The following is a 21,368-nucleotide window of genomic DNA, read 5'->3' as shown; positions in this document are numbered from 1 at the left end:
GAAAATTCCCCACCCCCCGTCCTGCTGGACCTCGCAATAACGCTTTTGAAACCAAAGACTTCAGGGGCCGACCTCTGGCGCCGGATCTGGGCCGTCTTCCCGGAATTCGCTGGCCGATTTCCCGGTCCATTTGCGGAACGCGCGGCTGAAGTTGGACAGGTCGGCGTAACCCAGTTCGTAGGCGATTTCGCTGACGGACTGGTTGGTGTAACGCAGCAGCTGGATGGCCCGGTCCTTGAGTACCGCTTCGAGGATTTCCCGGTAGCTGGTGTCCTTGTCTGCCAGCCGTCGTTTCAGGGTTCGGGAGGAGACGCAGAACCGGTCGGCCATCGCTTCCAACGAGGGTAACGGGCCGGGGGTCATGCGCAGCATGTTACGGACCGCGAGGGCGATGTCGCCCTGTTCTTTCAGGGCCTTTTGCAGTTCGAATTCGCATTGTTCCCTGGCCATGGCGGAGGCGTCGGCATCGGCCAGGCGCATGCGGACGTCCAGCATGGTCTTTGGGAAGATCATCATTTGTTCCGGCCGGCCGTATTGGAAGCGCACCGGCAGCTGGTCGGCGAACTTGTGGTAATACGGTGGTTCCGGCGCGCTCAGGTGGACGGATACGCCGGGGAGCTTGCCGTCTTCCAGGGCGAAGCCTCTGGCTTCGGCGTCTTCCCGGTCGAGGAGCTGTTCGGTCAGCAGGATCAGCGTGGCACTGACGGTTTCGGCGAGGAAGGCATACAGCTCCGGCACGTCGAATTCGGCGCACAGTTGCACCAGGACCTGGTCCCCGGCCAGGGACTGGTTCATGGTGAGAAACGGGGCGCGCAACTGCAGGTAGCGGCGCACGGAGTCCAGCGCTCCCTCGAAGGTGGGGCTGGTCAGCGCGGCGAAACCCAGGGTGCCGTGGATGGTTAGCCGCAGTTCCCGGGCGAGGGCAAAGCTCAGCCCCTCGTCACCGGCCAGCTCCCGGGCCCGCTGGGCCATGATGGTGGCGTCGGTGACGAATACCCGGCTGTCGTTGGCTTTCAGGTCACCGGCGGTGAAGGCCAGCCCCTCGTAGAGCTGTCGATCATTGTGGCCCAGTTTCCGGACGGTCTCCGCCAGCACCCGTAGGTACACGCCGGGCACCAGGAAAAAACCCAGCATCTGCCGCTCGTTGTCCGGGGTACCTGTTGCCATACGCGGTTCCTGATTCCTGTATTGGTTGTTTTCGGACTCTATCAGAAGCCGCCGGCCCGGACAGTGGGGCCACACACACCATCTGCAGCGTCAACGAAGTCAATCGATCCAAGGTGCCTGTGTCCCATCCTGAATGATGGCCGTCCCGTTCGAGCATTCAGCCTTCCCGTTGACCGGCGCACACTGGCGGCATGACATCGGCCAAAGTGCGTAAGCACAGAGGAGTAGCACCATGCTGAATACCAAGACTGCCGGAACCACCACCCCGGTTTCCCAGACCCCGGACCACGTTGCCATTAAACCACAGCGAATGGGCTTCGAGTTCGGCGACCAGGTCCCCCGTTACTGGCTCAATGACAATTACCTGCTGAGCCACATGATGAATGCGTTGTCGGTGCTGTTTCCCCAGGGCGAGCAGTTCTTCGTGGATTCGGTCCGGCAGTTCCGCGACCAGATCACCGACCCCAAACTCAAGGAGGAGGTCCGGGGTTTCATCGGCCAGGAGGCCATGCATTCCCTGGAACACATTGCCATGAACCAGCACGTGCGTGATCAGGGCATGCCAGTGGAGGAGATGGAGAAGCATCTGGAGGTGGTCCTGGGGATCGCCAGCAAGCTGCCCAAACGTCACCAGCTGGCCATCACCTGCGCCCTTGAGCACATGACGGCGATGATGGCGGACATGCTGCTGGCCCGGGACGACGTGCGCGAGGACATGCACGAGTCCATGCGCCCGCTGTGGGTTTGGCACGCCATCGAGGAGACCGAGCACAAGGCGGTCACCTACGATGTGTTCCAGCAGGTCGGCGGCACCTACGCCGAGCGTTCTTTCTACCTGGCGTTCAGCACCGCCGCCCTGGGCGTGATGGCCACGTACTTCACCACCCGGATGATGCTGAACGACCGCAAGGGTTTCTCACTGAAGGACGCCGGCAAGGGTCTGTGGCGCATGTGGGGCAAGAACGGAACCTTCTCGAGCCTGATTCCCACCTGGCTGGAGTATTTCAAGCCGGACTTCCATCCCTGGGATCACGACAACAGCGAGCTGATTGCCCGGTTCAAGGAACAGATCCAGGCTCATATCGCACCCCAGTACCGCAACGGTAACCGTCGCACGCTGCAGTAAACGGGGTCAGTCGGGCCGGGCAGGTGCCAGGCCCGACTGTACCACCTCGCCCTTGCGCCAGAGGCGCCACTCCCCGGGTTGGTAGATATCCCAGGTTTCATCGGTGGTCAGCGGCTCGGTCACGATCACGCTGACGATGTCATTGGGGGTGGTTTCCGCCTCGAAATCCACGGTGACATCGGCATCCCGCAACCGCGCCGGCCCGAACGGTGCCCGCCGGGTGATGCTGGCCATTTTTGTGGTGCAGTAGGTGAACAGCCAGTCCCCGTTGCTCAGCAGCAGGTTGAATACACCCTGGCGGGCATAGTCCCGGGACAGACTGACCAGGCGCCGAACAATCTCATCGGTCGGGCAATCCCGGTCACAGTGACTACGCAGGTGATTGAGGATATCGCAGAACAGCGCCTCGCTGTCGGTGGTGCCCACTGGCTCATAAAAACCATCGGTGCCATGGAAGTTACTCAGCTGTCCGTTGTGGGCAAAAACCCAGTAACGGCCCCACAGCTCGCGCATGAACGGGTGGGTATTGGCGAGACAGATGGAACCGACGTTGGCCTGCCGGATGTGGCAGATGGCCACTTCGCTCTTGATGGGATGGGTCTGCACCACCTCGGCAATGCGGGAATTGGCGCTGGCGTCGGCATCATGGAACGCACGCACGCCTTTGCCCTCATAGAAGGCCACGCCCCAGCCATCCTTGTGCGGCCCGGTATCGCCACCCCGGCGGGTGAGGCCGGTAAAGCTGAAACAGAGATCGGTGGGGGTGTTGGCACTCATGGCCAGCAATTCGCACATGGACTTGATGACTTCCTGACGGTTCCGGGTTTACCCCAAGAATACCGGAATCAGGTTCCTGTGCCAGCCAGCAGGTCACCCTGGCCCACACTGAAGTTCGTGCCTGCCCCGGCCACCCGGTTGCGTCCGGCACGTTTGCCGCCCAGCAGACAATGGTCAGCCACCCGGAACAGGGTCTCGGCATCGCGCCCGTGCTCCGGCCACTGGGCAATGCCAAACGAGGAGGTCACCCGGATGGTTCTGTCGCCATAGGTCAGTTCATTGCGGGCGATACACAGGCGCAACTCGTCGATCAGTTCGTAGGCGTCCGCCGGCTTCACATCCCTCAGGATCAGGCCGAACTCCTCGCCGCCAAGCCGGCCCACGGAATCGGTGCTGCGAAGCCGTTCGGTCAGACAGGAGCCGATGTGGCCCAGGACGTGGTCACCCGCGTCATGGCCCAGGGTATCATTCACCTGTTTGAAGTGGTCAATGTCCATGATCGCCAGGGCAAACCCCGATCCGCTTCTCTCGCACTCGGCGATGGTCCGGCTCAGTGTGCCCTGGAAACTGGAACGGTTGGCCAGCCCGGTCAGGGCATCGGTCTGCGCCAGGTCTACCAGCCGCTGTTCGGCGGCTTCCCGCCGCACCTCGTACATGTGAATGAACACCAGCATCAGGGCGCCACAGAGCACCATGTTCAGCAGGTCGATCAGGGCATGGGGGCTGGCCACGTTACCGAGGTGAATCCAGTAGACGACGCCGCCCGCCAGCATGAAGGGTACGCTCAGCATTATGCCCTCACGCTTGCCCAGCAACAGATAGGCAAGCACCGGCATCATCAGCACCCACACAAAGGCTGACACCGATGCCTCCGGTAACAGCATGATGACCAGGAAGAAACTGAACAGCGGGATGAGATAGCCGTAGATCCACTGCTGCAACCGCCGGGTTCGTTCGAGGCGCCAAAAACCGTAGAACAGCAGGGCACTGGCCGTAAGTTCGCCAACCCCGATCCAGAGGAATCCGTTAAGGATCTGCAGGCAGGCAAAAACCACCAGCGCACTGCCGGTGACCAGAAACAGAAGCCGCGTCAGGGAGCGGCGATGACCCTGTCGGAGACCCGAGCGACTCTGCTCCAGTGTCGCTCCCAGGTCCGTATGCTGAGGCAATTTCATGCTGTATCTTCCCTGGATGAAGAGCAAGTATAGCCCGACGACACTGTATGTAAAATGTACAGCAGGTTGGCATCCCGTCCAACCTGCTGTCACTGGCAGACCTCAGATATAGAGGTTCTTGCGCGAGAAGCGTTCCACCAGGGGCTGGTAGGCAGAACCCAGGAGCCGGTTGATGGCGTCGATGCCCCAGGCGTCCGGCCCCACCAGGATCCGGGATTCATCCCGGAGGATGCCCTTGACGATGGTTTCTGCCGCCTTGTCCGGGGTGGTCATGGCCAGCTTGTCGAAACCTTTGCGCTGGGCCGCACCGTTCTCGGACTTGCCCATACGGGCGGAGTTGGCGATGTTGGTCCGGATACCGCCAGGGTGGACACAGCTTACCGACACCGGCTGGCCCTCAAGCTTCATCTCCTGACGCAGGGACTCGGTGAAGCCTCGCACTGCAAACTTGGCGGCGTTGTAGGCACTTTGTTTGGGGACGCCGATCAGCCCGAAGACACTGGAAATGTTGACCACGTGCCCGTCACCGGAAGCAATCAGGTGCGGTAGAAAGGCCCGGGAGCCATGGGCCACGCCCCAGAAATCGATATCCATGATCCACTTGAAGTCCTCGTCGGTCATTTCCCGGACCGACGCAGACAGGGCCACACCGGCGTTGTTGATCACCAGGTTGACCTGACCGAAATCCCGGACCACCTCCTCCGCGTGAGCGTAGATCGCATCACGGTCTGACACGTCCAGCCGGTAGCTGCGGACTTCCGCACCCTTTAGATCGGCCGCGGTTTCCGCCAGACCGGTTTCATTCACGTCCGAGATAGCCAGTCGGCAGCCCCGGGCTGCCAGGGCCTTGGCAAGGGACCGGCCGATACCGGAACCTGCCCCGGTGACAACGGCGACTTTGTTGTTCAGATCCTTCATGGCGGGAGCCTCTTGTTGTGGTTTTCCTTGTATAGCAGAACTGCTGTGGAAAACCACTGTAGGCCCCGGACACGGCCGAGCCTATGGCAGCATGTGCTCCCCGCGGCAGGCAGTGTGGTCAGTCGCCCAGCAGGTTATCCAGCGGCTGGTCATAGCTGGGGGCGAAAACCTGAAGGAAATACTGCACTTCCGGCAATCCGTCCTGTTCTAACCGTTGCCGGATCTGGGTCGCTGCCGGACCGAATTCCTGGTTGCCCGCACGGATTTCCGCCTGGCACTTGAGCCAGGCCGACAGCCGGTCCGCGGCCTTGATCAGCTCCTTCTCCTCCCGTGCCAGTTGCGACTCCTGCAGATAGGGCGCGAACGGTTCCTGCAGGTCCTCCGGCAGCAAGGCCAGCAGCTCCGCCTCAGCCTTGTGTTCGATGTCGCCAAACGCTTCGCGCATGACCTTCGAGTGATACTTCACCGGTGTTGGCATGTCGCCGGTAATGACCTCGGTGGCATCGTGATAGAGCGCCGCGGCAGCAATGCGATCCGCATTGACCGTGCCATTGAACCGGTGGTTGCGGATGATCGCCAGGGCATGGGCCAGGGTAGCCACTTCCCAGGAGTGGGTGGCGACGTTCTCTTCAATGGCATTACGCATCAGACCCCAGCGCTTGATCCAGCGCAGGCGTGAAACATAGGCAAAGAAGTGGCTTACGATCGCTGCCATACCCGGATTCCTTTTTTCATTAAATGATGACGCGTGAAACCTATTTCAGGTATTTGCGTGTTAGCTTTAGAGCTGATGAATGTTTTGCGCTTTTAGCAGGTGGATTATACGTGCCCGGACTCCGATGTTTGTGCAAGGTGGTATTTGCTACGCTGTTCTCACTGGCATCACTGCCCTCTGCCTGGGCAGACACAGACATTGTTGTCGGTGTCTACGATTTCCCGCCGGTTGCCCGCATCGACGAGGACAGAAAGGTTGAGGGCCTGCTGGGAGACCTCCTCAGGGAGCTTGAAACCGTCCATCAGGATGTCACTTTCCGGATCTTCCACACCTCCCCCAAGCGCCGTTACCTGGACTTCGACGCCCACCTGTACGACGTCATATTCTTTGAAAGCCCGAGCTGGGAGTGGCAGGACAAACAGGCGCTGATCAGCCCGCCACTCCTGATGGACGAAGATATCTACATCGCCCTCAACAAGCCGGGCCGGGACGCGAGCTTTTTCGAAGACCTTGAGCAGCGAAATATTGTCGCCCTTTCCGGCTACCACTATGGGTTTGCCGGGATGGAAACCGATCCACAGGAACTCGAACAGCGCTTCAACATCGAATTCTCGGACAGTCACAATCGCAACCTGAATCTGATCAAGGCAGACCGGCCTTCGGTCGCTCAGGTGGCCATCATCAACGACTCCTACCTGCAGATGCATCTGGACCAACATCCCGAAGACCGGGACAGGCTGCTGATTTCAGACCAGCCGGACCAGAGCTACCAGCTCAGTATCATCACCCATCCCGAAGGCCCCGTCACCGCCCGGGACATGATGGATCTCCTGGCGCCGCTGATCGAGACCGGTCGCTACCAGAGCCTGGTGCAGAAGTGGGGACTGGATCTGCCGCCCTCGCTTTCACCTGACTCCGGGGACAACTGACAGCACACTCAGCGGACATCCAGGGTAAAGGGCACCACCACATTGCCTTCGGCACCCACCTGCGCATCCCGCACCGGGTCCAGCAGGAACAGCTGATTGCCCGGAACCTCCTGGGTTTCGGTCAGCAACCGGCGCACCGCCAGGCCCCGATCCCGGGCCAGGTTGTTGAGCGCCTCTGGTGACAGGGTCCGTTCACCCGAGAGATAGGCCTCACGGGCCCGTGCCCAGGCTTCCTCCGACAGCTTTTTCTGGCCGCCATCGGTCAGTTCATCCCGCAACAGCGCCAGACCGTCGGTTTCCGGTGACACCGCACCACGCACGTTCAGCAGTAATTCGGGACGCTCGCGCAGGGCATCGGCCAGAGCCGACAGCTTGGCCGCCTCACCTTCTGCCAGCTCAACGCTGCCAGGCACGAAACTGACCTGACCGAGGTCCTCCCCGGTCAGCCCCGCCATCTCTGCAATGGATCCAAGCATGCTGAATGGTGAGGCCGCCGCCTTCACCAGCAGGTTCACGAATGCACGCATGACCACCTGGCCGACACTGAAGTCCGGATCCGACAGGTCGCCGCTGATCGGCAGATCCACCTCGATGATGCCCTTCCGGTCCTGCAGCAATGCCAGACCCAGTTTCACCGGGGCGTTGACAGCCTCGTCACTGGCCACCACCTGCCCCAGCTGTAACCGGTCCATAACGACCAGGTTCGAGGCGTCAATGCGACTGCCGGCAATCTCGTAATCCAGGTCCAGGTTGAGCTTGCCACTGTCCACACCGTAACCCAGGTAGCGGCCGAAATAGGGGGACAGCTCGGGCAGGGACAGGTTGTCCATGGCCAGCGTGAGATCACTGACGTCATCGGTGCCCAGGGTGCCCAGGGTGCCCTGGAAATTCACGTTACCCACCTGGCCAACCCGGCCTTTAAGAGACACCTTGCCCTGTTGTGGCGGGATATTGCTGATCCCGATCACCGAGCCGGAAAGTTCGTCAAAGGAGGTGGTGAACGCCGGGCTCAGGGTCCGGTCCGTGTAGGCCACCGAACCGTTCTCGATGGCCAGCTCCCCGATCCGGAAGATGAACGAGGGCTGGCCGTTTCCAGAGTCCGCGGCTTTGTCTGCTCCGGTATCCGCGGTCGCTCCACCCCCGGAAACAGGAATCCGCTCGACGTTATGCACGGCATCGGTGCCGCGCACGATATTGGCAACGGGCTGCACCAAGCTGATGGTGCCGATTTCCAGGCGTGCGGGGTTGACGTTGTATTCAATGGGAGCAAGTCGCACCGTCTGCCAGGACAGCAGCCGGTCCTGCTGGCCGGCCAGACGCATATTCAGGTTACTGACCTCTGCGGTGCCACTGAAGGTTCCGGTCATCGGTTCCTGCTGGCTGTCCAGGTCGAGATTGCCGTCAAAACCCAGCTGGCCATTGGCGACACTCAGGTTCGCGCCCTGCTGCAAGTAGGGTTCAAAAGCGGACAGGGTGACCTGTGACCCGGACACCGCCGCTTCGAAGGTGAAGGGCGCCGGTGTTAGCTGACCCTGAAGCGCCAGCCGGCCTCCGCTGGCCAGGGTGGCACTGAAATCATAGCTGACCGGCTCTTCCAGCCGGTGGCTCAGGGTCCCGGTGGAGAGGGAAATTTCCTGCAGCCGGAGATCTGCCTCGGTGGCCGGCACCCGGTCCTGCCAGCGCACCGCGGAGCGGGCGATGCGGATGCCCTCGACCGACCACCGGAACGGCCTGGTATCGGCCGCAGATTCCGGCACGGTTTCCTCAGCCTCTGCACCGGTGTCCCCCGCCAGCGGCGCCAGCCAGTCGATGGCCCCCTCGGCATCGCGGGCCATGGCCAGGTCCAGGTTGTCCACCGTCACCTGTCCTACCCGTGCTTCCCGGGCGGTCAGATCGAAACCGATCTGGTCAACGCCGATACGGCCGGTGGTGAGCCGGGTGGCCTCCGACTCCGTGTCGAGAGCGACCGCCAGATCCGCCAGCGACAGCTCGCCATTCTCCGTGGCCAGGTAAAACACCTCACCGGCCTGGAGCTCGTAGTCAGACTGGATGGTGACACTGCCACCACGCAGGTCGTAGGGCAGATAAGGTGCCAGGAAATGTTCGAGGGTTTCATAACTGATGTCGGCAATGCGCAGGCTGCCCCGTGAATAGAGCGGCGTCACGCTCAGGTCGCCCTGCCATTCAACCGTCTGGCTGCCAATAGCCGCCAGCAGATAGTAGTTGCTGTCGCCTTCCTCCCGCGGCCAGGTGGCCAGCTCGTTGAGGGAAAGGTCCAGGGGCGTGATCCGGAACTCGGCCGGCTCGGCCTGACTGAAATCCCGGAACAGGAGCTCGCCGCCATCAATGGCCAGCTGCTGGAAGAACAGCTTCGGAGGACCGCTGTCCTGACCGGAGGTTTCGGGTTCAGCCGCCGGCTGTGATTCCGGGTGAGCGGCCTGCCAGTCACGGGCGAAATTGATGCTGTAGTCGTCGAGCAGGTCAACCCGGATATAGGGCTCCTGCAGGCGGATCTCCTGAAAACCGACGATGCCCCGGAACAGCTGAAAAAAACTGAGGTTCACAAACAGCCGGTCGAAGCCAACAACCTTCTCTCCGTCACTGTCACTGGCAGACAGTTGCGTTGCTTCCACCGTCAGGGCAAACGGATTGATGGCAAGGCCTGTAACCTCTGCCTGCCACCCCATCTGCTGGTCCAGATGCTCGGGGAGGGTGCGCTTGAGCCACCAGGGCAACACCAGGAAGCCTATAACGGCATAAAGAACAACCAGAACGAGGGCAACAATTGCCAGGTTCCTCGGTAGACGACTCTTTTGACGGCTCCGGGCCACGAAACTCTCCTTAGTGATCGGCGGAAAACCGGGGCTGGAACAGCCCCCTGCCTGACACAAGGATAGTCGGCCCGGTGTCCGTTTGTCAGCTTGCGGTGTTCTGGCCCGGCAAAACCAGGTCGGGATCGGCCTTTACGTTGTCGAACCGGCCAATCTCGCCCAGTTCCCGGGGAACCATCGCAGCCCGGACCAGCTTACGGCTGGAATTGCCGGTGAGCGGGAACACCGACTGTCCGGCCCGCCAGGTCACCGGCATGGCCGGTGTACCTATGCGCTGGTCCAGCTCTCTCAGGCGCTTGTACATGAAGCTGTAGGAGGGATCGGAATAATCCGGAACCATCAGGAAGAAAGTACTGGCGGAATACCGGGCCAGGTAGACCGGCTCCCGTGCCAGATCCTTGATGGCCTGCGTGATTTCCCGGAGAACAGCGTTCATGGACTCCGAGCCCAGGTTTCCGGACAGCTCCCGGTAGTTGGCAATGTCCAGGTAAATCAGGGCAAAGGGATGCTCCCGGGTATCTTCCCGGGCCAGGGTGTCCAGCAGCCGCTGCTCCAGGGCGGAGCGGTTGGGCAGACCGGTCGCCGCATCCAGAAACGCCATGCGCGCAACCCGGGCATCGTCTTCTGTTTTCTGCCGGGCCAGCTGACGTTGCTGACGGATGTCGAAAGCAGCAATGAACACGCTCACGGCCAGCAGGGCAACACAGAACAGCGCCAGGGGGATACCCATCCAGTCGCCACGAAGGCCATTGTCAGCCGCGGGCATCGCGCCCTCCGGGAATGTCATCGCGAACATACCGGTGTAATGCATGCCACAGATGGCGGCCGCCATCACCAGGGCGGCACCGAAGCGGGCCGCCGATACCCGACTGCCCTGTCGGGACCGGATCTTGCGGGACACACCCAGGGCTGCGGCGGACGCAGCAACGGCAATGGCAATCGAGACCGCCAGCCAGACGCCGTCGAACACCGGCGGCGCTGACATTCGCATGGCGTACATGCCGAGGTAATGCATGATGACAATGCCCCCGGACATCATCAGCGTGGCGACCGCAAACAGTCCTGCGCCAATCTTCTCACGCCCGATGATGTGCAGGGCAACGCCGGAGGCGAGCACCGCCGCCAGCCAGGAAATGACAGTCATGCCGGTATCGAAGGTCATCGCCATGTCCATGGGCATGGCCCGCATACCGACAAAATGCATGGTCCAGACGCCGGTGCCCATGGCCAGGCCTCCGGTCACCAGCCAGGGCAGCCGTTTGCCCTCGCCAACGGAACCGAGCCGGGCCCCGAAAAAGAGTGCCGTGTATGCGGCCAGTACAGCCACCACGTATGAAGCTATTACAAGCGATAGATCGTAATGGGTCGTCATTATCTGTACTCATCGAATTTTGTGGATAAACGCTGCCTGCAAGCCCGAGGATTTACGCCGGCAATGTGAACTGGCTCTCAAAAAAATGTAGAGATATGTAACCATTAGCAACAGGTCTTGCCAGCGCTGGTGACTGACACGATGGTGTGAACCCGCTATGCTCTGAGGCCGTACCTGAACACGGTTACCGCGGCGGTTGAGCAAGACGAGGAGGAGTGGATGGACATCGGCGACATGCGTCGTGATTTCGAAAGCGAAGGCCTGGATCGGGAGCATCTGGACGACAATCCGGTCCGGCAGTTCCAGCAGTGGTTCGAGGATGCCCGGACAGCCGGCATACTGGAGCCGAACGCCATGTCCCTGGCAACCACCGGCAACGACGGCATGCCGGACCTGCGCACGGTTCTGCTCAAGTACTTTGATGAGCAGGGCTTTGTGTTCTACACCAATTACGGCAGTCGCAAGGCCCTCGAGATCGAGGAAAATCCCCGCGCAGCCCTGTTGTTCCCCTGGATTGGTCTGAACCGCCAGGTACGGATCCAGGGCCCGGTCGAGAAGGTCAGCAAGGCCGAATCCCTGCGTTATTTTGCCTCCCGGCCCCGGGGCAGCCAGATTGGTGCCTGGGTATCGGAGCAGAGCAAGGCCATCACCTCCCGCGGTCTTCTGGAGCAGAAGGTGGCCGAAATCAGACGCAAGTTCTCCGAGGGTGAAGTCCCGCTGCCGAGTTTCTGGGGCGGTTACCGGGTGGTTCCGGAACGGATCGAATTCTGGCAGGGGCGACCCAGCCGGCTGCACGATCGCTTCGAGTATGTGAGGGAAGGCGATGGCTGGCTCATCCAACGACTCCAACCCTGAACGGGTATCGAGCCTGATGCCGCAGATATGGCTGTGCCATGAGACTCCGGGCGGGGATCCCGCGGTTCCTGAATGGCTCATCGACTATGAACGGGAGACGGTCGCGAAATTCGGCGGCCCACGTAAACGGGAATACCTGACCAGCCGCTGGCTGATCCGTCAGGCCATCAGCCGCACCAGCGGCGAACCGGTCACCGACTGCCGTCCGGTACCCGGGCGTCCGAACCGCTCGGCGGTACCATCGGGCTTTTCCCTGTCCCTGAGTCATAGCCATGGCCTGTCGGCCTGTGTGGCAAGCCCGGTGGCGGGCCTGGGGGTCGACATCGAGCCTCTGCAGCGGCATCCTCAGTGGCACAAGGTGGTAAAACGCTGGTTTACCCCGAGGGAGCAGGAATGGCTGTTCCGTGCCGATGATCCGGGCAACTTTCTGGTGTCGTGGACCCTCAAGGAGGCCTGGCTGAAAGCTACCGGCCGCGGTATCGCCAACAACCTGCAGACCCTGGAGGTATTGGAGGGTTTTGAACTCTATGGCGATCAGGACGACAGCCACTGGTCGGCCTACTGTTACGAATGCGAGGGGTTCCTGGTGACGCTGGTCTGCCGGCAATCCGGGGCCACCGGCCAGCCCGGCTGGCCCTCCATCCAGTTGCTGCAGCCGCCGGCCGAGGACTTCGGCCTGGGAGAGGCGGAAGACCTGGACACTTACTGGGAACCCCGTGTCCAGCGCATCATTCACCCTGCAACCAGGACAGAGTGAGAGGCAACATGACTGAATCCGGACGCTGCCCCTGGTGCGGCACCGATCCGCTTTACGTGCATTACCACGATACGGTCTGGGGCCGGCCCGAATACGATGATCTGGCCCTGTTCGAGAAGCTTTGCCTGGATGGCCAGCAGGCCGGCCTGAGCTGGATCACCATCCTGCGCAAGCAGGAGAATTACCGATCCGCCTACGACGGCTTCGATCCCGAACGGATTGCCCGCTATGGTGACCACAAGGTGGCCGAACTACTGGCCAACCCCGGTATCATCCGTAACCGTCTGAAAGTTCAGTCGATCATTCGCAATGCCCGGGGGTATCTGGCGCTTCGGGAACGGGGCCAGGGGTTTGCCGATTTCCTGTGGTCCTTTGTTGATGGCCAACCCATCCAGAACCGGTGGCGCACGCTCGAGGAGGTGCCGGTTACCACCAATGAATCCGAGGCCATGTCCCAGGCGCTGAAGAAACAGGGGTTTACGTTCGTCGGCCCCACCATTGTCTACGCCTTCATGCAGGCCACCGGGATGGTCAATGACCACCTGACCGGGTGCCCGCAACACCACGAATGTTCGCAGCTGGCCGGATGATCCTGTCACGCCGGGAGTGCGTAAATACCGGGGTAACACCAACTCCGGAGATTCACTGTGAGAATCACCCTCGAAGAACTCAGGGACACCAAAGACCTGGTCGTTGACCTGCTGGAAATCCTATCGCTGGAAGGCCAGCAATACATGGCCAGACTGGTGATCGGCAACCAGACCCTCCTGCTATCCGATGCCGGGGGCAGGACAGCGCTGTTCCGCAGCGCCTGGCAAATCCAGGACACCCTCGGATCGTTCAACATCCTCGAAACCCAGGTAGTCCACCCATCCGCCTACCACGAAATGGTCGGCATGGCGCCGTCCGATGTCGAACCGATGAGAATCAGGATCCAGAGGCAGCGCCAGTGATTTCTGTGGCACGACTTGCGGTCCTGGTGGGTATCGCCGGGCTGATTCCGTTCATCGCCGGTACTGCCGGGCTGTTCCTGATGCCCGGGAACAGTGTGGCGATCCTGGCCTATTTCTATCTCTACAGCGCCGGCATCCTGGCCTTTATGGCAGGCATCTACTGGCCCATCTCAATGCAACTGGAGAACCGTTGCTATCCGCTGTCGCCGCTGGTGACCATGCTGCTGAGCCAGGCCTTTTTCGTCACCGCCGGTATCGGCCTGCTGGTGCCGACAACGGCCCAGGTTGTGGTCTATACCCTGGCCTACGCGGCGCTCTACCTGGTGGACGCCCGATGGATGAGGGTTTACTGGCCAACCTGGTACCGCCGGATGCGCCTGCTGCTCACCACGGTGGTCCTGGTGTGCCAGGTGACCGTGGGTGCCTGGTTCTTTGTTCTCCACGGCGCCTGAACTCAGGCGCCCGTTTCATCTCCGGCAGAGCCGAAACGGCTCTGCAGTTTGCGCAAGGCGCCTTTCTCGATCTGGCGGACCCGTTCCCGGCTGATACCCAGGGCATCGGAAATCACCTGCAGGGTCTCCGGATCAGGCAGGTCCAACCCGAATCGGCGCGTCAGGATATCCCGCTCCCGATCACTGAGCTCGCTCAGCATCATTCGCAGCTCGCTGCGCCGGTCCCGCTGGTTCATCGGATGGTCCGGAGCCAGCTGGTCACCGGCCGGAAGGGCATCAGCCATGGTCGCCGAACCGTCCTCCAGGATCGGCACGTCGGTGGACACTTCCCGGGCCGCCAGCGCCCGCAGCTCACCAATCCTCGAAGGTGTCGCCTCCATTGCGCTGGCCAGCTCGGACTGCGACGGCGTACGGCCAAGTTGCTGATGCAGGCGGAGCGAGACTTTCTGGAGCTGGCGAATCTCGTCCACCACGTTCTCCGGCGTGTGAACCACCCGGGTGCCCCGCTGCAGACAGCGTTTCACTTCCTCGCTGATCCACCAGTAGGCATAGGTGGAGAAGCGGAAGCCCTTGGTGGGATCAAACCGTTCCACCGCCTTGATCAGCCCGACATTGGCGTCCTGGATCAGGTCCGGCATGGGAATACCATGCTGGTTGTACCTCCGGGCGATGTGCACCGCCAGGCGCAGGTTGCTCTGGATCAGCTTGCGCCGACAGGCCATGGCCAGGTGATAGGCCCGGCGGCATCGGCTGGAAAAAGCGCAGGCGTCCCCGAAGCTGCCGATCACCTCACGAAAGGTCTGGGGTGTCGATTCCGGCAGTCCCAGTTCGGTGCTGACAATCCGGAAGCACAGGGACAGCTTTCGGGACAGACGACGCTCCTGATCGTCCGAGAGTATGTGATAACGGGACGCATCCCTGAAATACAGCCCGACCAGGGAATCCCTTTCACCATCGTTGGGCGGAGTCGGAGACGGTCCCAGCCTGTCATTTTTTCGCATGGCTACGGTACCGGTCTGGATCAGAATATTCTTGAAAAGATACGTTTGGAGCGGGCGGTCAGATTGGCGCGGTAGGGGCAAATGCGGAGGCCTGAGCCAGGTCAGGAAGGCAGCGGGAATGGAAGGCAGAGAAGGGGATCGGCCGCGCCCGGCCATGGGAACTCACCACAGGTGAGCCGGCCGACCGGGCGCCCGATCTGGAGGCAAGACGACCTCCATTACCAGTGAGCGGAGCGACCGGTTCCGCCCACCGGTAATCCTTTACTCGATGGATGCCGCCACGATGGCGTACTCGTGGTTGTGAGGCTCTATCAGGCTCGCGTGCAGGGCACTGATCGCCTTCTTATAGTTGTCCTCATCCACCACGAATTGGATATCCACCTGGCGCATGCACTGGTGAATCGCCAGCACACTGATGTCCTCATCCGCGAGCGACTTGACGGAACGGGCCAGGATGCCCGGCACCTTCATGTCGCTGCCGATGGCCGATACCAGCGCCACCTTGCGGGTATTTATCTCGGCGTTCGGGAATTCTTCCTTCAGCGCCTTGACCACACGCTTGACGTGCTTGAGCGTGCTGTCCACGTAGTGGGTGATGGTATTCGCGTTGGTGTCCTTGGACATGAAGCGCACCTTGAAGCGGCTCAGCACGTCCAGGATCCTGCGGTCGGAACCCGGCTCGCCCTGCATGTCCTGGTCGAACACCTCGATGGCGAACACACCCTTGGCGCCGGCAATGATTTCCACCTGCGGGGTCTCGCTGATGTAATCACCGGTGATCAGGGTACCGGTGTGCTCCGGCTCGAAGGTGTTCATCACCCGCAGCGGGATCTCGTTCTGGCGCAGGCCCTTGCCGGCCCGGGGGTGGATCGCCTCCATACCCAGGTTGGCCAGCTGGTCGGCCACGTCGTAGTTGGTCCGCCCAAGGGGCACCACCTTCTCCGCGCCGACAATGTTCGGGTCGGCGGAGCTCAGGTGATATTCCTTATGGATGATGGCTTCACGGGCGTTGGTGATCACCGCCACCCGGCTGAAGGTCATCTCGCTGTAGCCCCGGTCGAAGGTCCGCATCAGACCCTCCTTGCACTGGGCATAGCCGGTCACGATGGGCAGCTCTCGGCTCAGATCAACGGCATCGAAGGCCTGCTGGAGCTTCTCGTCGAGCGGCAGCAGTTCACTGTCACGCCAGCCGGTCAGGTCGACAAAGCGGGCGTTGATGCCTTCCTGCTGAAGCTTCAGGGCGGTGTTGAAGGCACTGTGGGCCTCACCGATACCCGCCAGCATCTCACGAACGGTCAGCAGGTGCTCTTCCAGCTGGAACTGGCCATAGGAGCACAGCCGCTGCAGATCGATCAGGCAGCCGCGAACGCCTTCGATACGGTCGGTGATAAACTGGTCCGCCTGCTGTTTGAGCATCGGATCCTGGAACAGTTCACCGTTGATGTCGGTCAGGAATTTCACCAGCTTGGTGAGGTCATCGCCCCAGGCCCAGTCCGACTCGGCATCCGCAAACAGGGCATAGACCCCGGGCTCGCCGGTCTTCTTGTGCTCGAGCAGTTCGTTGGTCACGCCGCCGTAGGCGGACACCACGAAGATGCGCTGGTAGAGGTCGTCCTTGCTGCGATTACCAATGATGATATTGTCGCGAACGGCCTCGTAGTTGCTCATGGAAGTACCGCCGATCTTCTCGACGGTATGCTGTGCAGTAGTCATATAGTTGCCTTCGCTATCCTGCAGAATGAATGTCCCGGAAGTGCGGGCGCCTTACGACGCCTCGCTGACTCCTTCCTGCATGATCTCGTCGACACTTTCCGCCAGCAGGGCGGCACCCTTACGGAGGTCATCCTCACTGGTGGTCAGCGGCATCAGGCACTTGATGACTTCGTCGTTCGGACCACTGGTCTCGATGATCAGGCCGCGCTCGAAGGCACGCTTGGTGATCGGACCGGTCAGATCCGCGTCCTTCGCTTCGATACCGCGCATCAGGCCCCGGCCCTTCATCTTGAACTCGCCCGGGTACTTGTCACAGATCGCCTGCAGAGCATCGCCCAGGACCTTGGTCTTGGCCTTCACTTCGTTGGCAAAGGCGTCGTCCTTCCAGTAGGTCTCAATCGCGGTACGGGCAGTGATGAATGCCATGTTGTTACCACGGAAGGTACCGTTGTGCTCGCCCGGATCCCAGACATCCAGCTCCGGCTTGAACAGCACCAAGGCCATCGGCAGGCCGTAGCCACTGAGGGATTTGGACACGGTCACGATGTCCGGTTTGATACCCGCGAATTCAAAGCTGAAGAACTCACCGGTCCGGCCGTTACCGGCCTGGATATCGTCCACGATCAGCAGGATGTCGTGCTTCTTGCACAGCTCGGACAGGCCCTTGAGCCATTCGGCACGGGCGGCGTTCAGACCACCTTCACCCTGAACTGCCTCAACAATCACAGCGGCAGGCAGTTCGACACCGGAAGAGCTGTCAGACAGCACCTTGTCCATGATCTCCAGGGTGTCCACGTCTTCACCCAGGTAGCCGTCATAGAACATGAAGTCCACGTGGCCAAGCGGCACGCCTACACCACCGCGGTGATGCTCGTTACCGGTGGCGGCAACAGCACCGGCAGTTACGCCGTGGAAACCGTTGGTGAAGGAAATGATGTTGGTACGGCCTTTCACCTTACGGGCCAGCTTCATGGCCGCTTCCACACAGTTGGTACCGGTGGGGCCGGTGAACTGCATCTTGTAGTCCAGGCCACGGGGGTCAAGGATGTACTTCTTGTACGACTCAATGAAGTCGTGCTTGGCGGTGGTGAACAGGTCCAGGCCCTGGCTCACACCGTCTGCCTCGATGTACTCGAGCAGGGCTTTCTTCAGGATGTCGTTATTGTGGCCGTAGTTCAGGGAACCGGCGCCGGCCAGAAAATCCAGGTATTCCTTGCCGTCTTCGGTGTACAGATGTGCGTTCTTGGCACGGTTAAAAATCACCGGAAAGGCACGGGAATAAACGCGTACTTCAGATTCGGTCGACTTGAAAATTTCCATTGTCTTGCCTCTTAGCATGTCAGGTTCGAGGTAGATGCGCGGGGACCTGTCGGTTAATACATTTCGGTCGCGACAAGCCCGCCGTGCGTTGGTTTAAGCCTTGGTGGCAGACCTACCTCGGGTGGTCTGCCGGCTAGTCCAATTCACAGTCAGTCATTCACGATAAGAGATCGTGAGACCAGGGCTCTCAGACGGGCTTCGTGAAAGGTCCGATGCGCAGCAGGAATTCGGAATCATGCTTGCCACCGAAGTGTTTCTCTTTCTCGAAGTGCTCGTGGTAGGTGAGCTCGGCTCCCATATCACGGGCGAATGAACGGAACAGCGCCCAGGAGGCCTCGTTGTCCTCGGTGATGGTCGTCTCCATGTGGGTGACGTCTTTGCACGCATCACGGGAAACGATCTCTTTCAGCATCCGCTTGGCGAGGCCCTGTCCACGACCTTTCTCGTGAACCGCCACCTGCCAGACAAACACGGTCTCGGGCTGTTGGGGAGGGATGTATCCGGAGATAAAGCCGACCAGATCGCCTTCCTTCTCCGCGGCCACGCCGGTCTCGGCAAAGTGGCTGCACTGCAACAGGTTGCAGTAAATCGAGTTGGGGTCCAGCGGCGGGCACTCGGCCACCAGCTGGTGGAGCCTGTAGCCATCATCCTTCGTGGGTGTGCGAAGCGTGATGGCGGTGGTATTCGAACCTTCTGATGTCATAACGTGATCAATTCGCTTCTAAAAGTTAGTGCTGAATTATATAGACCACAAAATATATTTCAAGTTGCGGTCCATTTGTCCACGGCAAGACGCCCGTCCCGACCTTTTAAGAATAGACCGAATTGAAGCAATCGCCAGTGACAATCAGATTAAAAACCGGAAGGGAAAAGGACATCCCCGGGCGCCAGGGAAGTGCCGTTAAGAAGCCGGCTCCGGTAGGAAGCCTCCGCATCGGAACCGGAAGGCCAGAGCGCGTCGAATCGTCCCAGCCAGGCCTCGCGATCAAAGGCGACAGGCACCAGTGAAAAGTGCAGGCCTCGGCGCTCCAGCGTTGACACAGCCTCAACAGAGGGCCCGTATGAACTGATCCGGGCAATCAGCCCGCGGGGGTCGCGATGCAAGTTGCCCATGCCGGCAGAGCCATTATTAACCACCAGCCGGGCCTGATTTGCCACCAGCCCGGACCAGAGCACCGGCAGGCAGGTATGGGTGCAGACCATGGCGTCGGCGCCGGTCGTATTGAACCATTCCGCGAGCCTGACTTCGTTACCTTCGGCAAACGCCTCGTGGGCCAACCCCCAACCCGCCAGGGATTCGGGATCGGCGTGCAGCACCAAAATCTTTAGGCCTCCAAACATCAAGCAGTGGTATCGGGGCAGATCAGCTAACTGCATCCGGATATCGGGGTGGGCTGCCGCCACTCTCTGGAGCCGTTCGATGATTCGGTTTGAACGCGCCACCACGCCCTGATCAACAAACTCGGGGTAGGCGCAACCACACCCCGCACCGGGGCTCGGATTGGCCAGTTCATACTCGACGTTACCCAGAATGACGGTATGCCCAAACACCCGCTCATTGACGGCCCGGAACAGTTCATCACTGGCATTGAACCAATTGAAATCCCCGTTGAACACCAACTGGACGTGCCGGCCCTCGCGCTCTTCCGCCCGGGCCATACGCTCGATTTCGTCCAGCGCAAGGATATTGCCGTAGAGCCCACCGATCACATACAGCACATCCGCGGAACTCTCACTGACCTGCCGGCACAAATCGGCGGGATCGTAGCGGTAAGCCAACGGACAACTGCGACCTTCCTGCGTCATGGATCAGGCCTCCCCGGCAGCCAGCGAACGTCCCGCCAGACGCCGCAACACCAACGGGACAAAGAACCCGGCGGAGCAGATCAGGAAGCCCCAGGCATTCACACCCAGCAGCATGGCGTATTTGCCGTCACCAATGGCCCAGCTTGGCGGAATCAGGCCCACGGCGAGCAGGACACCCAGTCCCAGGCCGGTCCAGAAACTCAGATGAAAACTCCAGGGCGACCAGCGGGTGAAACCATAGAACAGGAATACCGGCGCCAGGCCCATCACCATTGTGCCGGAGATGGTTGTGGCCTTGAGAATGTCGGTGCCGGCAAACATCGGCAGGTTACCGAGGAACGCAAACACCACCATAACCACGGCACCGACCCGCATGCTCGGCAGCCTGTCTTTTGCCCGCCGCGCCAGCCGCGGAAGGTCCACCGCGAGGGATTTGGCCAGCGAGGTGAAGGTGGAATCCAGGGTGGAGCCGGCGGAGGTCATCATCACCACACTCATGAAGAACAGCGCCGCCAGCCCCAGGGACTGCCCGACAGCGGCCGGCGCATTGCCCATGGCTTCGATACCGTTCAGCCGCGCATGAACCCCGACCAGGCTGAAAATGAACACCGCGACAAAGCCCAGTAGGCCAGCGACCACAAAGCTCTTGAGCATGGTCTTTTCCTTGTTCACGAACCCGCGGTCGGTGAGCACCGGATCGTGGAACGGATAGCTGAACAACTGCAGCAGGGCGACCAGCAACAGGTCGAAGCCGGCATCAAGCCGGAACTCGCCGTTACTCAGCAGCGCACTGGTATCGTTTGCCGGAATGATCAAGAACAACACCGCCCCGACAAAGAACACGAACACAAAAGCCTGGATCACATCGGTAAAGATCGACGAACGCAGCCCGCCTTTCAGGCTGTAGGCCAGGGTAAACACCGTGAACAGCATCGCCGCGGCGTAATACTCCCACTCCCCGGGCAGTCCGAAGTACCCGCCCACGACCGCGGTGTTGCTCCAGACCTCGTTATACAGCCGGATCAGGATCGCCGCCGCAAACGCCAGACTGGCCAGCCGGCCGAATCGCGAGGTCAGAAAATCCTGCAAACTGCGGGCCCCGGTCTGGGTCCGAATCAGGTAGATGACATAACCGGCCACCGGAATCGACAGCCAGTAACTGGCGTACGCCAGACCACCGACCACGCCGTAAGCCGCCCCCAGATTGGCCGCATTGGTCACCGACTTGGCGAAGATCCAGCTGATAAAGATACTGGCCGTCAGTGACCACTGACCAACCGGATTCCCCTGATCATCGGCGCCTTTATAGAACGAGTTCGCGTTCTTGCTCTTTGGCGACAGCACATACATCACCACGCCGTAGACCAGCAGAAATCCCCAGAACAGGGAGGCTTCTGTGAAATTCATGTTCTCGTTCCTTTGTTCTTTGGTTCCGGGGCTTTTCCCGGGTTTCTGGTTTGGGTGGAGTCGGGGGGGGGGGGGGGGGGGGGGGGGGTTTGGA

At 60.8% G+C, this 21,368-nt stretch carries 20 protein-coding genes; 7 read left to right on the top strand and 13 right to left on the bottom strand.

Features of this window, described 5'->3' with window-relative positions; translation table 11 throughout:
* Positions 1-60: 60 nt before the first annotated feature.
* Positions 61-1,167, bottom strand: a complete 1,107-nt coding sequence (locus ACESMW_RS08065; RefSeq protein ID WP_372986533.1) for a helix-turn-helix transcriptional regulator — start codon at positions 1,165-1,167, stop codon at positions 61-63.
* A gap of 232 nt (positions 1,168-1,399) precedes the next feature.
* Here ACESMW_RS08065 and ACESMW_RS08060 point away from each other — a divergent pair, with 232 nt between their 5' ends.
* A complete protein-coding gene (locus ACESMW_RS08060; protein ID WP_372986532.1) occupies positions 1,400-2,293 on the top strand; it encodes a metal-dependent hydrolase in 894 nt (297 codons plus the stop codon).
* A gap of 6 nt (positions 2,294-2,299) precedes the next feature.
* Here ACESMW_RS08060 and ACESMW_RS08055 read toward each other — a convergent pair whose 3' ends face one another.
* From ACESMW_RS08055 to yfbR, 4 genes are all read right to left on the bottom strand, one after another.
* Entirely contained in the window at positions 2,300-3,088 is a 789-nt protein-coding gene (locus tag ACESMW_RS08055; protein WP_372986531.1) for a class II glutamine amidotransferase, read from the bottom strand.
* A gap of 50 nt (positions 3,089-3,138) precedes the next feature.
* Complete coding sequence (locus ACESMW_RS08050; protein ID WP_372986530.1) at positions 3,139-4,245, bottom strand: GGDEF domain-containing protein; 1,107 nt, start codon at positions 4,243-4,245, stop codon at positions 3,139-3,141.
* 102 nt (positions 4,246-4,347) lie between these two features.
* A complete protein-coding gene (locus ACESMW_RS08045; protein WP_372986529.1) occupies positions 4,348-5,163 on the bottom strand; it encodes an SDR family NAD(P)-dependent oxidoreductase in 816 nt (271 codons plus the stop codon).
* A gap of 118 nt (positions 5,164-5,281) precedes the next feature.
* Positions 5,282-5,878 carry a 5'-deoxynucleotidase gene (gene yfbR / locus ACESMW_RS08040; RefSeq protein WP_372986528.1) on the bottom strand — a complete coding sequence of 199 codons (597 nt, stop codon included), beginning with the start codon at positions 5,876-5,878 and terminating at the stop codon, positions 5,282-5,284.
* 137 nt (positions 5,879-6,015) lie between these two features.
* On the opposite strand from yfbR, the gene ACESMW_RS08035 reads away from it, so the two are divergent.
* Complete coding sequence (locus tag ACESMW_RS08035; RefSeq protein WP_372986535.1) at positions 6,016-6,807, top strand: substrate-binding periplasmic protein; 792 nt, start codon at positions 6,016-6,018, stop codon at positions 6,805-6,807.
* Between the two features lie 8 nt (positions 6,808-6,815).
* Here ACESMW_RS08035 and ACESMW_RS08030 read toward each other — a convergent pair whose 3' ends face one another.
* Both ACESMW_RS08030 and ACESMW_RS08025 read right to left on the bottom strand, forming a co-directional pair.
* The gene (locus tag ACESMW_RS08030; protein ID WP_372986527.1) at positions 6,816-9,638 is read right to left on the bottom strand and encodes a DUF748 domain-containing protein; all 2,823 of its coding nucleotides are present in this window, start codon (positions 9,636-9,638) and stop codon (positions 6,816-6,818) included.
* Positions 9,639-9,723: 85 nt separating this feature from the next.
* Positions 9,724-11,010, bottom strand: a complete 1,287-nt coding sequence (locus ACESMW_RS08025; protein WP_372986526.1) for an MHYT domain-containing protein — start codon at positions 11,008-11,010, stop codon at positions 9,724-9,726.
* 219 nt (positions 11,011-11,229) lie between these two features.
* On the opposite strand from ACESMW_RS08025, the gene pdxH reads away from it, so the two are divergent.
* Genes pdxH through ACESMW_RS08000 form a run of 5 tightly spaced genes read left to right on the top strand, consistent with a single transcriptional unit; the run spans position 11,230 to position 14,027 of the window.
* Entirely contained in the window at positions 11,230-11,865 is a 636-nt protein-coding gene (gene pdxH / locus ACESMW_RS08020; RefSeq protein ID WP_372986525.1) for a pyridoxamine 5'-phosphate oxidase, read from the top strand.
* Positions 11,834-12,622 (top strand): 4'-phosphopantetheinyl transferase family protein, encoded by a 789-nt coding sequence (locus ACESMW_RS08015; protein ID WP_372986524.1) that lies wholly within the window; start codon positions 11,834-11,836, stop codon positions 12,620-12,622. The genes pdxH and ACESMW_RS08015 overlap by 32 nt, the downstream gene beginning before the upstream one ends.
* A gap of 8 nt (positions 12,623-12,630) precedes the next feature.
* Positions 12,631-13,212, top strand: a complete 582-nt coding sequence (locus tag ACESMW_RS08010; protein WP_372986523.1) for a DNA-3-methyladenine glycosylase I — start codon at positions 12,631-12,633, stop codon at positions 13,210-13,212.
* 57 nt (positions 13,213-13,269) lie between these two features.
* A complete protein-coding gene (locus tag ACESMW_RS08005) occupies positions 13,270-13,575 on the top strand; it encodes a DUF6482 family protein (RefSeq protein WP_372986522.1) in 306 nt (101 codons plus the stop codon).
* Positions 13,572-14,027, top strand: a complete 456-nt coding sequence (locus tag ACESMW_RS08000; RefSeq protein ID WP_372986521.1) for a DUF3429 domain-containing protein — start codon at positions 13,572-13,574, stop codon at positions 14,025-14,027. The genes ACESMW_RS08005 and ACESMW_RS08000 overlap by 4 nt, the downstream gene beginning before the upstream one ends.
* A gap of 2 nt (positions 14,028-14,029) precedes the next feature.
* Here the strand turns inward: ACESMW_RS08000 and ACESMW_RS07995 are convergent, their stop codons facing one another.
* The 6 genes from ACESMW_RS07995 to ACESMW_RS07970 form a co-directional block, all read right to left on the bottom strand.
* Positions 14,030-15,028: an RNA polymerase sigma factor RpoD/SigA gene (locus tag ACESMW_RS07995; protein WP_372986520.1), complete on the bottom strand. Its 999-nt coding sequence runs from the start codon at positions 15,026-15,028 to the stop codon at positions 14,030-14,032.
* Positions 15,029-15,289: 261 nt separating this feature from the next.
* Positions 15,290-16,741, bottom strand: coding sequence for an aspartate kinase (locus tag ACESMW_RS07990; RefSeq protein ID WP_372986519.1), 1,452 nt, complete (start codon positions 16,739-16,741; stop codon positions 15,290-15,292).
* A 51-nt stretch (positions 16,742-16,792) separates the two neighbouring features.
* Positions 16,793-18,061 (bottom strand): diaminobutyrate--2-oxoglutarate transaminase, encoded by a 1,269-nt coding sequence (gene ectB / locus ACESMW_RS07985; RefSeq protein WP_372986518.1) that lies wholly within the window; start codon positions 18,059-18,061, stop codon positions 16,793-16,795.
* A 187-nt stretch (positions 18,062-18,248) separates the two neighbouring features.
* On the bottom strand, positions 18,249-18,764 hold the full coding sequence (gene ectA, locus ACESMW_RS07980; protein WP_372986517.1) for a diaminobutyrate acetyltransferase: 516 nt from the start codon (positions 18,762-18,764) through the stop codon (positions 18,249-18,251).
* Positions 18,765-18,913: 149 nt separating this feature from the next.
* The gene (locus ACESMW_RS07975; protein WP_372986516.1) at positions 18,914-19,867 is read right to left on the bottom strand and encodes a metallophosphoesterase family protein; all 954 of its coding nucleotides are present in this window, start codon (positions 19,865-19,867) and stop codon (positions 18,914-18,916) included.
* A 3-nt stretch (positions 19,868-19,870) separates the two neighbouring features.
* Positions 19,871-21,274, bottom strand: a complete 1,404-nt coding sequence (locus tag ACESMW_RS07970) for a sodium:solute symporter family transporter (protein WP_372986515.1) — start codon at positions 21,272-21,274, stop codon at positions 19,871-19,873.
* Positions 21,275-21,368 lie beyond the last annotated feature (94 nt).

It is taken from the genome of Marinobacter sp., assembly GCF_041690455.1.
Classification (GTDB): Bacteria; Pseudomonadota; Gammaproteobacteria; order Pseudomonadales; family Oleiphilaceae; genus Marinobacter.
Note: the sequence above shows the minus strand (reverse complement) of the source record. Positions and strands in the feature narration are given on the sequence as shown.

Coding starts and splice junctions, on each gene's coding strand:
- ACESMW_RS08065 (WP_372986533.1), bottom strand. CDS start 1,167: ATGGCAACAGGTACCCCGGACAACGAGCGGCAGATGCTGGGTTTTTTC.
- ACESMW_RS08060 (WP_372986532.1), top strand. CDS start 1,400: ATGCTGAATACCAAGACTGCCGGAACCACCACCCCGGTTTCCCAGACC.
- ACESMW_RS08055 (WP_372986531.1), bottom strand. CDS start 3,088: ATGTGCGAATTGCTGGCCATGAGTGCCAACACCCCCACCGATCTCTGT.
- ACESMW_RS08050 (WP_372986530.1), bottom strand. CDS start 4,245: ATGAAATTGCCTCAGCATACGGACCTGGGAGCGACACTGGAGCAGAGT.
- ACESMW_RS08045 (WP_372986529.1), bottom strand. CDS start 5,163: ATGAAGGATCTGAACAACAAAGTCGCCGTTGTCACCGGGGCAGGTTCC.
- yfbR (WP_372986528.1), bottom strand. CDS start 5,878: ATGGCAGCGATCGTAAGCCACTTCTTTGCCTATGTTTCACGCCTGCGC.
- ACESMW_RS08025 (WP_372986526.1), bottom strand. CDS start 11,010: ATGACGACCCATTACGATCTATCGCTTGTAATAGCTTCATACGTGGTG.
- pdxH (WP_372986525.1), top strand. CDS start 11,230: ATGGACATCGGCGACATGCGTCGTGATTTCGAAAGCGAAGGCCTGGAT.
- ACESMW_RS08015 (WP_372986524.1), top strand. CDS start 11,834: ATGGCTGGCTCATCCAACGACTCCAACCCTGAACGGGTATCGAGCCTG.
- ACESMW_RS08010 (WP_372986523.1), top strand. CDS start 12,631: ATGACTGAATCCGGACGCTGCCCCTGGTGCGGCACCGATCCGCTTTAC.
- ACESMW_RS07995 (WP_372986520.1), bottom strand. CDS start 15,028: ATGCGAAAAAATGACAGGCTGGGACCGTCTCCGACTCCGCCCAACGAT.
- ACESMW_RS07990 (WP_372986519.1), bottom strand. CDS start 16,741: ATGACTACTGCACAGCATACCGTCGAGAAGATCGGCGGTACTTCCATG.
- ectB (WP_372986518.1), bottom strand. CDS start 18,061: ATGGAAATTTTCAAGTCGACCGAATCTGAAGTACGCGTTTATTCCCGT.
- ectA (WP_372986517.1), bottom strand. CDS start 18,764: ATGACATCAGAAGGTTCGAATACCACCGCCATCACGCTTCGCACACCC.
- ACESMW_RS07975 (WP_372986516.1), bottom strand. CDS start 19,867: ATGACGCAGGAAGGTCGCAGTTGTCCGTTGGCTTACCGCTACGATCCC.
- ACESMW_RS07970 (WP_372986515.1), bottom strand. CDS start 21,274: ATGAATTTCACAGAAGCCTCCCTGTTCTGGGGATTTCTGCTGGTCTAC.